This is a genomic window from Kosakonia oryzendophytica, from assembly GCF_900094925.1.
Taxonomy (GTDB): Bacteria; Pseudomonadota; Gammaproteobacteria; order Enterobacterales; family Enterobacteriaceae; genus Kosakonia; species Kosakonia oryzendophytica.
The window spans coordinates 601,885-615,064 of sequence record NZ_FMAY01000002.1; the positions used below are offsets into that span (position 1 = coordinate 601,885).

Sequence of the window (13,180 nt, forward strand, 5' to 3'; positions counted from 1 at the left end):
AGGCGACGTATCATAGCGCCAGTATTAATCCGTCCAATTGTTGACAGTCTCAGGAAAGAAACATGGCTACCAATGCAAAACCCGTCTACAAACGCATTCTGCTTAAGCTGAGCGGCGAAGCGCTCCAGGGATCCGAAGGCTTCGGTATTGACGCAAGCATTCTTGACCGTATGGCGCAGGAAATTAAAGAGCTGGTTGAACTGGGAGTTCAGGTTGGCGTGGTGATTGGTGGCGGTAACCTGTTCCGCGGCGCGGGACTGGCAAAAGCAGGCATGAACCGTGTTGTGGGCGATCACATGGGTATGCTGGCAACGGTGATGAACGGCCTTGCGATGCGTGATGCGCTGCATCGTGCCTATGTAAACGCACGTCTGATGTCCGCGTTTCCGTTGAATGGTGTCTGTGACAATTACAGCTGGGCGGAGGCTATCAGCCTGTTGCGCAATAACCGCGTCGTGATTTTCAGCGCCGGTACCGGTAACCCGTTCTTCACCACCGATTCCGCAGCTTGCCTGCGCGGTATCGAAATCGAAGCCGATGTTGTGCTGAAAGCAACTAAAGTAGACGGCGTGTTTACTGCCGATCCGGTGACCGATCCGACTGCAACGCTGTGTGAACAACTGAGTTACACCGAAGTGCTGGATAAAGAACTGAAAGTGATGGATCTGGCGGCCTTTACGCTGGCCCGCGATCATAAACTGCCGATTCGCGTGTTCAATATGAACAAACCCGGCGCGCTGCGTCGCGTGGTAATGGGCGAAAAAGAAGGCACATTGATTACGGAATAATTCCCGTAAGCAATAAATAAAGGTAAGATTCCGCTTTAATTTATTGAGCCGTTCTTTCTGGCATCTCACGATGCCAGAATGTTGAACAGGGCTATACTTAGCACACCCGCAACCAGGCGTGCCTGTGTATGGTCTGCCTGCGACAAGATTTCAAGGATCCGTAACGTGATTAGCGATATCAGAAAAGATGCTGAAGTGCGCATGGAAAAATGCGTAGAATCGTTCAAAACTCAAATCAGCAAAGTGCGCACTGGTCGCGCTTCCCCGAGCCTGCTGGATGGCATCGTTGTGGAATATTACGGTACGCCGACGCCGTTGCGCCAGTTGGCAAGCGTAACGGTGGAAGACTCCCGTACGCTGAAAATCAACGTGTTCGATCGCTCAATGAGCCCGGCCGTTGAAAAAGCCATCATGGCATCTGATTTGGGCCTGAACCCGAACTCCGCAGGGAGCGATATCCGCGTTCCGCTGCCAGCGCTGACCGAAGAACGCCGTAAAGATCTGATCAAAGTTGTTCGCGGTGAAGCTGAACAAGCACGCGTTGCTGTACGTAACGTCCGTCGTGACGCGAACGATAAAGTGAAAGCTCTGCTGAAAGACAAAGAAATCAGTGAAGACGACGATCGCCGTTCACAGGATGACGTGCAGAAGCTGACCGATGCTGCCATCAAGAAAGTGGATGCGGCGCTGGCGGATAAAGAAGCAGAGCTGATGCAGTTCTGATTCTATAAAAACCGACTAAAACGCCGTACAGAGAGCCATTACAGTGGCTTTGCTGGCGGCGTTTTGCTTTTTATTCTCGCAACGTTGTGAGCGTTTCATGAAGCATTTAACTCTTCTGGGCTCAACGGGTTCTATTGGTTGCAGCACGCTTGATGTGGTTCGCCACAATCCCGATCGTTTTTCCGTTACTGCGCTGGTGGCAGGCAAAAATGTTGCCCGTATGGTTGAACAGTGTCTGGAATTCACCCCACGTTTTGCTGTGATGGATGATGTACAGAGCGCGCAGCAGGTAAAAATCGCTTTGCAAGAAACCGGTTGCCGTACTGAGGTGCTGAGCGGTCAGCAGGCGGCTTGCGAAATGGCTGCACTGGGCGATGTCGATCAGGTCATGGCAGCCATTGTCGGTGCTGCCGGGTTGGTGCCAACGCTTGCTGCGATTCGCGCAGGCAAGACGGTATTGCTGGCGAATAAAGAGTCGCTGGTGACCTGTGGTCGCTTGTTTATGGAGGCAGTGAAGGAAAGCGGCGCGCGGCTGTTGCCGGTGGATAGCGAGCATAACGCTATTTTTCAGAGTTTACCGGAAACAATTCAGCAAAACCTGGGGTACGCTGATCTTGAGCAGAATGGCGTTTCGTCTATTCTGCTTACCGGGTCTGGTGGTCCATTTCGGGAGACGCCATTAGCGGATCTGGCGGCGATGACGCCGGATCAGGCATGTCGCCATCCTAACTGGTCAATGGGACGTAAAATTTCCGTTGATTCAGCCACTATGATGAATAAAGGTCTGGAATACATTGAAGCACGCTGGTTGTTTAATGCCTCTGCCCGCCAAATGGAAGTGCTGATCCATCCGCAATCGGTGATCCACTCCATGGTGCGTTACCAGGATGGCAGTGTTTTAGCGCAACTGGGTGAGCCGGATATGCGTACGCCTATTGCACATACGATGGCCTGGCCTGATCGTGTGCCTTCGGGTGTGAATGCCCTCGATTTCTGCAAACTGAATTCGCTAAGTTTTGCTGCGCCCGATTATGATCGTTATCCCTGCCTGAAGCTGGCCATTGATGCTTCAAGCGACGGACAGGCAGCGACAACCGCATTAAATGCAGCAAACGAGGTCACTGTTTCGGCATTCCTGGCGTCCGCGATTCGTTTCACGGATATAGCCGCTCTGAATCTGTCTGTTCTGGAGCAGTTGGATTTACGTGAACCGCAAAGTATCGACGATGTATTGTCTGTGGATGCCCAGGCTCGTGAAGTCGCACAAAGACAAGTGACGCGCTTCGCAAGCTGGTGATATTACAGCCATGAGTTACGGTGCTATTTGTTAGCGTTCGGCTTCGGTGATATAGTCTGCGCCACCCAATAGCCAGTTTGTCATATGGGTTGTTGGGTTAGCCGTGGTTTACACGGCTTTTTTGCGTAAAGGCTTGTGTATTCCTGAGTACCGCTCAATCCTTTTCAGGGACTAAAACGCGTTATGTTGTCTGCTAACCAACCGATAAGCGAAAGTTTGCCAACGCATGGCTGCCGCCATGTAGCGATAATTATGGATGGCAATGGTCGCTGGGCGAAAAGACAAGGGAAGCTCCGGGCCTTTGGTCATCGGGCTGGAGCAAAGTCTGTTCGCCGCGCGGTATCTTATGCCGCCAATAATGGTATTGATGCGCTGACGCTTTATGCTTTTAGTAGCGAGAACTGGAACCGCCCGGCGCAGGAAGTCAGTGCGCTGATGGAGCTGTTTGTGTGGGCGCTGGATAGCGAAGTGAAAAGCTTGCATCGTCATAATGTGCGTTTACGTATCATTGGCGATACCAGTCGTTTTAATACGCGTTTGCAGGATCGAATCCGTAAAGCGGAAGCGTTAACCGCCCAGAACACCGGGCTGACGTTGAATGTCGCGGCGAATTATGGTGGTCGCTGGGATATTGTTCAGGGAGTCCGTCAGTTAGCAGTGCAAGTGCAGGAAGGGTTATTACGCCCGGATCAAATTGATGAAGAAACGCTGAATAAGCAAATCTGCATGCACGAACTGGCTCCCGTTGATTTAGTGATTAGGACTGGTGGGGAACATCGCATAAGTAATTTTTTACTTTGGCAAATTGCCTATGCCGAACTTTACTTTACTGATGTTCTTTGGCCCGATTTTGATGAACAAGACTTTGAAGGTGCGCTACATGCCTTTGCCAATCGAGAGCGTCGTTTCGGCGGCACCGAGCCTGGTGGCGACAAAGCCTGATGGGGGTTGCTTTTGCTGAAGTATCGCCTGATTTCTGCTTTTGTATTAATACCAATTGTTATCGCAGCACTTTTTTTGTTGCCTCCGGTGGGGTTTGCTATCGTAACGCTCGCCGTTTGTATGCTCGCAGCGTGGGAATGGGGGCAATTAAGCGGCTTCACATCTCGTACTCAGCGGATCTGGCTGGCGGTATTATGCGGGCTTCTGTTGGCGTTTATGCTGATTATGCTGCCGGAATATCATCACAATGTTCACCAACCCATGGTCGCGGTCTCATTGTGGGCTTCGCTGGTCTGGTGGCTGATTGCCTTGGTGCTGGTGCTGGGCTATCCGGCATCCGCTGCGTTGTGGCGTAAGTCAAAAGTTCTGCGTCTGATTTTTGGCGTACTGACGATTATTCCTTTTTTCTGGGGTATGCTGGCGCTCCGGGTCTGGCACTACGATCAGAATCACTATGGCGGTGCACTGTGGCTGCTGTATGTCATGATCCTGGTGTGGGGTGCGGATTCAGGCGCGTATATGTTTGGTAAATTGTTTGGCAAACATAAGCTGGCCCCGAAAGTGTCTCCAGGTAAAACCTGGCAGGGTTTTCTGGGCGGGCTGCTGACCGCTGGCGTTATTTCATGGGGATATAGCGCCTGGGCGGATCTGGATGTTGCACCTTCAACACTTTTAATTTGTTCAGTGGTCGCGGCACTGGCGTCAGTGCTGGGCGATTTAACGGAAAGTATGTTCAAACGTGAAGCTGGAATAAAAGATAGTGGTCATCTTATTCCGGGTCATGGCGGTATACTGGATCGCATTGACAGCCTGACAGCGGCAGTGCCTGTATTTGCCTGTCTGTTACTGCTGGTTTTCAGGACGATTTAACGGAAGGTTTTATGCTGAGCATTCTCTGGAATCTGGCGGCGTTCATCGTTGCACTTGGTGTGTTGATCACCGTGCATGAATTTGGCCATTTCTGGGTTGCTCGCCGCTGCGGAGTGCGGGTTGAGCGCTTTTCCATTGGTTTTGGTAAAGCGCTCTGGCGCCGTACGGATAAACACGGCACCGAATTCATTATCGCTCTTATTCCGCTGGGCGGTTATGTCAAAATGTTGGATGAGCGTGTCGAGCCGGTTGCACCGGAGATGCGTCATTATGCATTTAACAATAAAACAGTCGGCCAGCGCGCCGCTGTTATCGCCGCCGGCCCCATCGCCAATTTTCTCTTTGCTATCTTCGCCTACTGGTTGGTCTTTATCATCGGTGTTCCTGGCGTTCGCCCGGTAGTTGGCGAAATAACGCCCAACTCTATTGCCGCAGTCGCGCAAATTGCACCTGGCACGGAACTAAAAGCGATTGATGGTATCGAAACGCCTGATTGGGATGCTGTGCGCTTACAGTTGGTGTCTAAAATCGGCGACAGCCAGACGACGATCAGCGTAGCGCCTTTCGGCAGTAACAATCGTCAGGACAAAGTGCTGGATTTACGTCATTGGGCTTTTGAACCTGATAAAGAAGATCCGGTTTCGTCACTGGGGATTCAGCCGCGTTCAGCGCAGCTAGAACCGGTGCTTGCAGAGGTTCAGCCTAACTCTGCGGCCAGCAAAGCAGGTTTGCAAGCTGGCGACAGGATCGTTAAAGTCGATGGTCAGCAGTTAACGCAATGGATGACGTTTGTGGCGCTGGTTCGTGATAACCCCGGCACATCGTTAGCCCTGGAAGTAGAAAGGCAGGGGAGTCCCTTGTCTTTAACGTTAATACCGGATACAAAGCCGGGTAACAAGGCAGAGGGTTTTGCGGGCGTTGTGCCCAAAGTTATTCCGCTGCCAGACGAATACAAGACAGTACGCCAGTACGGGCCATTCAGTGCCATCGCTGAAGCTACGGATAAAACGTGGCAATTGATGAAACTGACGGTCCGTATGTTGGGGAAATTGATCACCGGTGATGTAAAACTGAACAACCTCAGTGGGCCGATTTCGATAGCTCAAGGGGCTGGGATGTCAGCGGAGTTCGGGTTGATTTATTACTTGATGTTCCTCGCTTTGATAAGCGTGAACCTGGGTATCATTAACCTGTTCCCATTACCCGTTCTTGATGGCGGGCATCTGCTGTTTTTAGCGATCGAGAAGCTGAAGGGCGGACCGGTATCCGAGCGAGTTCAAGACTTTAGTTACCGCATTGGCTCTATTTTGCTGGTGCTGTTAATGGGGCTTGCACTTTTCAATGATTTCTCTCGCTTGTAAGAGAGTTTGTTAGGAAGAACGCATAATAACGATGGCGATGAAAAAGTTGCTCATAGCGTCGCTGCTGTTTAGCAGCGCCACCGTATACGGTGCTGACGGGTTCGTAGTGAAGGACATTCATTTCGAAGGCCTGCAGCGTGTCGCCGTTGGTGCGGCCCTCCTCAGTATGCCAGTACGCCCTGGTGATACGGTGAATGATGAAGATATCAGTAACACCATTCGCGCACTGTTTGCCACTGGCAACTTTGAGGATGTTCGCGTCCTTCGCGATGGTGATACGCTTCTTGTCCAGGTGAAAGAACGCCCGACAATCGCCAGCATCACCTTCTCCGGCAACAAGTCGGTGAAAGATGACATGCTGAAACAGAACCTTGAGGCTTCTGGCGTGCGTGTGGGCGAGTCACTGGACCGCACAACCCTGTCCGATATTGAAAAAGGGTTAGAAGATTTCTACTACAGCGTCGGTAAATACAGCGCCAGCGTTAAAGCTGTTGTGACACCGCTGCCGCGCAACCGTGTTGACCTGAAGCTGGTTTTCCAGGAAGGCGTGTCTGCGCAGATCCAGCAGATCAACATTGTAGGTAACCACGCATTCAGCACTGAACAGCTGATCTCCACCTTCCAGTTGCGTGATGAAGTTCCGTGGTGGAACGTCGTCGGCGATCGCAAATATCAGAAACAGAAACTGGCTGGCGATCTGGAAACACTGCGCAGTTACTATCTGGATCGCGGTTATGCCCGCTTTAATATTGATTCGACGCAGGTCAGCCTGACGCCGGACAAAAAAGGAATCTACATTACCGTTAACGTGACTGAAGGCGATCAATACAAGCTCTCCGGCGTGCAGGTTAGCGGTAATCTGGCTGGCCACTCCGCAGAGATTGAAGGTCTGACGAAGGTCGAACCTGGCGAACTGTATAGCGGTGCCAAAGTGACCAAAATGGAAGACAGCATCAAAAAACTTCTTGGTCGCTATGGTTATGCCTATCCGCGCGTTCAGACGCAGCCGGAAATCAACGATACCGACAAAACGGTTAGGTTGCGCATCAACGTCGATGCCGGCAACCGCTTCTATGTGCGTAAAATTCGTTTTGAAGGCAACGACACCTCTAAAGATTCCGTACTTCGTCGCGAAATGCGCCAGATGGAAGGTGCATGGCTGGGCAGCGATTTGGTTGACCAGGGCAAAGAGCGCCTCAATCGTCTGGGCTACTTCGAAACGGTAGACACTGAAACGCAGCGTGTTCCCGGCAGTCCGGATCAGGTTGACGTTGTCTACAAGGTTAAAGAGCGCAACACCGGTAGCTTTAACTTCGGCGTAGGTTACGGCACGGAGAGTGGGGTCAGCTTCCAGGTTGGCGTACAGCAGGATAACTGGCTGGGTACAGGGTACTCCGTCGGCATCAGCGGTACCAAAAACGATTACCAGACGTACTCTGAGTTCTCGGTCACTAACCCATACTTTACGGTTGATGGTGTCAGCCTCGGTGGTCGTATCTTCTATAACGACTTTAAAGCTGACAATGCGGATCTCTCTTCGTATACCAACAAGAGCTATGGTCTGGATGGCACCCTCGGGTTCCCGATCAACGAGTACAACACTCTGCGTACAGGTTTAGGTTACGTTCATAACTCCCTGTCCAAAATGGAACCGCAGGTGGCGATGTGGCGTTACCTTGATTCCGTAGGGCAGAACGCCAGCCGGACGGATGACAATAACGGTTACTCGGCTGACGACTTCACCTTTAACTATGGGTGGACCTATAACAACCTCGACCGTGGTTATTTCCCGACGAAAGGCTCACGTATTAACCTGAACGGTAAAGTGACCGTTCCGGGGTCTGATAACGAGTTCTACAAAGTCACTGTCGATACGGCTTCCTACTTCCCTATTGATGACGATCACAATTGGGTCGTTCTGGGGCGTACTCGCTGGGGATATGGTGATGGCTTAGGTGGCAAGGAAATGCCATTCTATGAGAACTTCTATGCGGGTGGTTCAAGTACCGTTCGTGGCTTCCAGTCCAATAACATTGGTCCGAAAGCGGTTTATTATGGCAACACGGGCCTGGAGAACTGTAACCAGTCCGGCGGTTACTGTAAATCTAATGATGCGGTGGGCGGTAACGCAATGGGTGTCGCCAGCGTTGAGCTGATTACGCCTACGCCGTTTATCAGTGACAAGTATGCAAACTCTGTTCGTACGTCCTTCTTCTGGGATGCGGGTACGGTTTGGGATACAAACTGGCAAAATACCGCAGAGATGAAAGCACTGGGCATTCCGGATTATAGTGATCCGAGTAATATCCGTATGTCTGCAGGTATTGCTTTACAATGGATGTCCCCATTGGGGCCGTTGGTCTTCTCCTACGCCCAGCCGTTTAAAAAGTACGATGGAGACAAAGCGGAACAGTTCCAGTTTAACATTGGTAAAACCTGGTAACGTATCGCTGCAAAGGAATGTATCAGCAGTATAGTGATGGCTGAGGCCTTGGATAGAAGGCCCGGCCACGCAAAGAGCTGTACCTCCGGGTACAAACGGGATGGTAAGGAGTTAATTGTGAAAAAGTTGTTATTAGCTGCAGGTTTCGGTTTGGCAATGGCAGCGTCCGCTCAGGCAGCAGACAAGATTGCGATTGTTGATATGGGTAACCTGTTACAGCAGGTCGCGCAGACTTCCGGCGTTTCTCAGACTATGAAAAACGAATTCGGCGGCCGCGCCAGCGAACTGCAGAGCATGGAATCCGACCTGCAAGCCAAAAAACAGCGTTTGCAGCGTGATGGTTCCACGATGAAACCAGCCGATCGCACTAAGCTGGAAAAAGAACTGGCTGCCGGTGGCCAGGCATTTGCTCAGAAAGCGCAGGCTTTCGAACAGGATCAGGCTCGTCGTTCTAACGAAGAACGCGGTAAACTGGTTACTCGTATCCAGACTGCAGTGAAAAAAGTTGCTGCGGACCAGGGTATCGATCTGGTTGTTCCTTCCAACGCCGTTATTTACAACAGCAATGATGTCAAAGACATCACCGCTGATGTACTGAAACAGGTTAAATAAGTAATGCCTTCAATTCGACTGGCTGATTTAGCTCAGCAGTTGGATGCAGAACTACACGGTGATGGCGATATCGTCATCACCGGCGTTGCGTCCATGCAATCTGCTCAAGCAGGTCACATCACTTTCATGGTAAATCCAAAATACCGTGAGCATCTGGCTGCATGCCAGGCGTCCGCCGTTGTTATGACGCAGGACGATCTTCCTTTTGCCAGGAGCGCAGCGCTGGTCGTCAAAAATCCGTACCTGACTTATGCGCGTATGGCCCAAACTCTGGATACCACGCCGCAACCGGCGCAAAACATTGCCCCTGGCGCGGTGATTGATGCAACGGCAACGCTGGGTAATAACGTCTCGATTGGCCCGAATGCGGTGATCGAATCCGGCGTTACGCTGGGTGATAACGTGGTTATCGGCGCTGGCTGTTTTGTCGGGAAAAATACGAAAATTGGCGCAGGTTCGCGCTTGTGGGCCAATGTTACCATTTACCACGAGATTGAGATCGGCGAAAATTGCCTTGTTCAATCCGGGACGGTGATTGGTTCTGATGGTTTTGGTTACGCCAACGATCGCGGAAATTGGGTTAAAATTCCACAACTTGGCCGCGTCATTATCGGCAACAATGTTGAGATTGGTGCCTGCACGACGATCGATCGCGGGGCGCTGGATGATACCTGCATCGGCCATGGCGTCATCATTGATAACCAGTGCCAGATTGCACATAACGTCGTGATTGGCGACAATACCGCGGTTGCGGGTGGCGTCATTATGGCGGGTAGCCTGAAAATTGGCCGTTACTGCATGATTGGCGGCGCCAGCGTAATCAACGGGCATATGGAAATTTGCGACAAGGTTACCGTAACGGGGATGGGGATGGTCATGCGTCCTATCACTGAGCCTGGAGTTTACTCTTCGGGTATCCCGCTGCAGCCTAACAAAGTGTGGCGTAAAACCGCAGCCCTGGTGATGAACATTGATGATATGAGCAAGCGCCTGAAAGCAGTCGAGCGCAAGGTTAATCAACAAGAATAATCAATCACCGTTTAACGCGTTTAAATCCCGGCCTGTGGGCATTCTCAAGATTGCCGCGGGCCGTGTTATTATTGCCTTTTAGTATATTTGGACAGGAAGAGTATTTTGACTACTGACACTCATACTCTGCACATTGAAGAGATTCTTGAACTTCTGCCGCACCGCTATCCGTTCTTGTTGGTAGACCGTGTGCTGGATTTTGAAGAAGGTCGTTTTCTGCGCGCAGTAAAAAATGTTTCGGTCAACGAACCGTTTTTCCAGGGGCATTTCCCTGGCAAACCGATTTTCCCGGGCGTGCTGATCCTCGAAGCAATGGCGCAGGCAACCGGTATTCTGGCGTTCAAAAGCGTTGGAAAACTGGAGCCGGGTGAGCTGTACTACTTTGCTGGCATCGACGAAGCGCGCTTTAAGCGCCCGGTTGTGCCTGGCGATCAGATGATCATGGAAGTCACTTTCGAAAAAACCCGCCGCGGCCTGACCCGTTTTAAAGGTGTTGCGCTGGTAGACGGTAAAGTTGTTTGTGAAGCTACTATGATGTGTGCACGTAGCCGGGAGGCCTGATACGTGATTGATAAAACCGCCTTTATTCATCCAACCGCCGTTATTGAAGAAGGCGCCATTATCGGCGCTAACGTTCATATCGGCCCATTCTGTATTGTGGGACCCCACGTTGAAATTGGTGAGGGTACCGTACTGAAGTCTCACGTTGTTGTGAATGGCCACACTAAAATTGGTCGCGACAATGAGATTTATCAGTTCGCCTCCATCGGCGAAGTTAACCAGGATCTTAAATATGCTGGTGAACTGACTCGCGTGGAAATTGGCGATCGCAACCGCATTCGCGAAAGCGTCACCATTCACCGCGGCACAGTACAGGGCGGTGGCTTGACGAAGGTGGGGAGCGATAACCTGCTGATGGTCAATGCGCACGTTGCGCATGACTGCACTGTGGGTAATCGCTGCATCCTTGCGAATAACGCTACGTTGGCGGGGCATGTCTCCATTGACGACTTTGCAATTATCGGCGGCATGACCGCAGTGCATCAGTTCTGCATCATTGGTGCGCATGTGATGGTCGGTGGCTGCTCCGGTGTCGCACAGGACGTTCCGCCGTATGTGATCGCTCAGGGCAACCATGCCACGCCGTTCGGTGTGAACATTGAAGGCCTGAAACGTCGCGGCTTTAGCAAAGAAGCGTTAGTGGCTATCCGTAACGCGTATAAATTGCTGTACCGCAGCGGCAAGACGCTGGAAGAGGCGAAACCGGAGATTGCTGAGCTTGCGGCGAAGCATCCGGAAGTTGATGCGTTCCTGCAGTTCTTCGACCGTTCAACGCGCGGTCTGATTCGTTAATGGTCGACAATCGTCCTCTTACGATAGCCCTGGTCGCCGGAGAAACCTCCGGCGATATTCTTGGTGCCGGTCTTATTCGAGCACTGAGAGCGCGTGTACCCAATGCCCGCTTTGTCGGCGTTGCGGGGCCGCGTATGCAGGCGGAAGGGTGTGAAGCCTGGTATGAGATGGAAGAGCTGGCGGTAATGGGCATCGTTGAGGTGCTGGGGCGCCTGCGCCGGCTACTGCACATTCGCGCCGATCTGACCCGACGCTTTAGCGCACTGAAACCGGACGTGTTTGTCGGTATAGACGCGCCGGATTTCAACATTACCCTCGAAGGCAATCTGAAAAAGCAGGGTATCAAAACGATTCACTATGTCAGTCCGTCCGTCTGGGCGTGGCGGCAAAAGCGTGTTTTCAAAATAGGCAGAGCCACTGACTTGGTGCTCGCATTTCTGCCTTTCGAAAAAGCGTTTTATGACAAATTCAATGTACCGTGCCGTTTTATCGGTCATACCATGGCGGATGCAATGCCGCTGGATCCGGATAAAAATGCAGCTCGGGAACGCTTAGGTCTTGCCCGGGATGTGCACTGTCTGGCGCTGTTGCCGGGTAGCCGTGGCGCTGAAGTTGAGATGCTGAGCGCCGATTTCCTGCGTACAGCGCAGCTGCTCCGTGCGCGTTATCCCGATCTTGAAGTGGTTGTACCGCTGGTTAATGCCAAACGTCGCGAGCAGTTTGAACGCATCAAAGCGGAGGTCGCGCCGGAGTTACCTGTGCATCTGCTTGATGGTATGGCGCGCGAAGCCATGATCGCCGCCGATGCCGCACTATTAGCCTCCGGCACTGCGGCGTTGGAATGTATGCTGGCGAAGTGCCCGATGGTCGTTGGCTATCGCATGAAGCCGTTTACGTTCTGGCTGGCAAAACGGCTGGTAAAAACGCCTTATGTCTCGCTGCCAAACCTGCTTGCCGGGCGTGAGCTGGTTAAAGAGCTGTTGCAGGAGGCGTGCCAGCCGCAAGCATTGGCTGAGGCGCTGGAACCGTTGCTGGCGAATGGCAAAACCAGTAACGACATGCATGAAACTTTCCGCGAACTGCATCAGCAGATTCGCTGTAATGCCGATGAACAGGCGGCGGATGCGGTGCTGGAGCTGGCAAAATGATGGAGTTTGTTTATCCACACACGCATTTGGTTGCCGGTGTGGATGAAGTAGGGCGCGGCCCATTAGTGGGAGCGGTGGTAACGGCGGCGGTGATTCTCGATCCCGAACGCCCCATTTTCGGCCTTAACGATTCGAAAAAATTATCCGAAAAACGCCGTGTGACGCTCTACCATGAAATCAAAGAAAAGGCACTGGCCTGGAGTCTGGGGCGCGCGGAGCCACATGAAATTGACGAGCTGAATATTCTGCATGCCACCATGTTGGCCATGCAGCGAGCCGTCGCCGGGTTGGCAATCAGTCCGGAATTCGTACTGATAGACGGCAACCGTTGCCCGCAACTGCCGATGCCATCGCTGGCGGTGGTAAAAGGCGACAGCCGGGTAGCGGAAATTAGCGCGGCATCAATCCTCGCGAAAGTCACGCGTGATGCCGAAATGGCCGCGCTCGATCTGACATTTCCTCAATATGGTTTTGCGCAACATAAAGGGTATCCCACAGCTTTCCATCTGGAGAAGCTGGCGGAGCATGGCGCAACCGAGCATCACCGACGCAGCTTTGCGCCGGTTAAACGCGCGTTGGGCCTTGTGTCCTGATTCTGGTGACGTTAAAGGAAT

At 52.1% G+C, this 13,180-nt stretch carries 13 protein-coding genes; all 13 read left to right on the forward strand.

Annotation, left to right across the window (positions count from 1 at the left end; translation table 11 throughout):
- Positions 1-62: 62 nt before the first annotated feature.
- The 13 genes from pyrH to rnhB all read left to right on the forward strand — a co-directional run bounded on the left by pyrH (position 63) and on the right by rnhB (position 13,159).
- Positions 63-788 carry a UMP kinase gene (gene pyrH, locus GA0061071_RS05985; RefSeq protein WP_061497572.1) on the forward strand — a complete coding sequence of 242 codons (726 nt, stop codon included), beginning with the start codon at positions 63-65 and terminating at the stop codon, positions 786-788.
- 165 nt (positions 789-953) lie between these two features.
- Positions 954-1,511, forward strand: a complete 558-nt coding sequence (frr, locus tag GA0061071_RS05990; protein ID WP_061497569.1) for a ribosome recycling factor — start codon at positions 954-956, stop codon at positions 1,509-1,511.
- Between the two features lie 97 nt (positions 1,512-1,608).
- Positions 1,609-2,808 carry a 1-deoxy-D-xylulose-5-phosphate reductoisomerase gene (ispC, locus tag GA0061071_RS05995; protein WP_061500174.1) on the forward strand — a complete coding sequence of 400 codons (1,200 nt, stop codon included), beginning with the start codon at positions 1,609-1,611 and terminating at the stop codon, positions 2,806-2,808.
- A gap of 183 nt (positions 2,809-2,991) precedes the next feature.
- Entirely contained in the window at positions 2,992-3,750 is a 759-nt protein-coding gene (gene ispU / locus GA0061071_RS06000) for a (2E,6E)-farnesyl-diphosphate-specific ditrans,polycis-undecaprenyl-diphosphate synthase (protein WP_061497567.1), read from the forward strand.
- 12 nt (positions 3,751-3,762) lie between these two features.
- Positions 3,763-4,620 carry a phosphatidate cytidylyltransferase gene (cdsA, locus tag GA0061071_RS06005; protein ID WP_061497565.1) on the forward strand — a complete coding sequence of 286 codons (858 nt, stop codon included), beginning with the start codon at positions 3,763-3,765 and terminating at the stop codon, positions 4,618-4,620.
- An 11-nt stretch (positions 4,621-4,631) separates the two neighbouring features.
- Positions 4,632-5,981, forward strand: coding sequence for a sigma E protease regulator RseP (rseP, locus tag GA0061071_RS06010; protein WP_088237410.1), 1,350 nt, complete (start codon positions 4,632-4,634; stop codon positions 5,979-5,981).
- 31 nt (positions 5,982-6,012) lie between these two features.
- On the forward strand, positions 6,013-8,424 hold the full coding sequence (gene bamA, locus GA0061071_RS06015) for an outer membrane protein assembly factor BamA (protein ID WP_061497561.1): 2,412 nt from the start codon (positions 6,013-6,015) through the stop codon (positions 8,422-8,424).
- Between the two features lie 117 nt (positions 8,425-8,541).
- Positions 8,542-9,036: a molecular chaperone Skp gene (gene skp, locus GA0061071_RS06020; RefSeq protein ID WP_061497558.1), complete on the forward strand. Its 495-nt coding sequence runs from the start codon at positions 8,542-8,544 to the stop codon at positions 9,034-9,036.
- A 3-nt stretch (positions 9,037-9,039) separates the two neighbouring features.
- Positions 9,040-10,065 carry a UDP-3-O-(3-hydroxymyristoyl)glucosamine N-acyltransferase gene (lpxD, locus tag GA0061071_RS06025; RefSeq protein ID WP_088237411.1) on the forward strand — a complete coding sequence of 342 codons (1,026 nt, stop codon included), beginning with the start codon at positions 9,040-9,042 and terminating at the stop codon, positions 10,063-10,065.
- Positions 10,066-10,170: 105 nt separating this feature from the next.
- Positions 10,171-10,626 (forward strand): 3-hydroxyacyl-ACP dehydratase FabZ, encoded by a 456-nt coding sequence (gene fabZ, locus GA0061071_RS06030; protein WP_007373234.1) that lies wholly within the window; start codon positions 10,171-10,173, stop codon positions 10,624-10,626.
- Between the two features lie 3 nt (positions 10,627-10,629).
- Positions 10,630-11,418, forward strand: coding sequence for an acyl-ACP--UDP-N-acetylglucosamine O-acyltransferase (gene lpxA / locus GA0061071_RS06035; RefSeq protein ID WP_088237412.1), 789 nt, complete (start codon positions 10,630-10,632; stop codon positions 11,416-11,418).
- Positions 11,418-12,566 carry a lipid-A-disaccharide synthase gene (gene lpxB / locus GA0061071_RS06040; RefSeq protein WP_088237413.1) on the forward strand — a complete coding sequence of 383 codons (1,149 nt, stop codon included), beginning with the start codon at positions 11,418-11,420 and terminating at the stop codon, positions 12,564-12,566. Before lpxA ends, lpxB begins: the two co-directional genes overlap by 1 nt.
- The gene (gene rnhB, locus GA0061071_RS06045; RefSeq protein WP_088237414.1) at positions 12,563-13,159 is read left to right on the forward strand and encodes a ribonuclease HII; all 597 of its coding nucleotides are present in this window, start codon (positions 12,563-12,565) and stop codon (positions 13,157-13,159) included. The genes lpxB and rnhB overlap by 4 nt, the downstream gene beginning before the upstream one ends.
- Positions 13,160-13,180 lie beyond the last annotated feature (21 nt).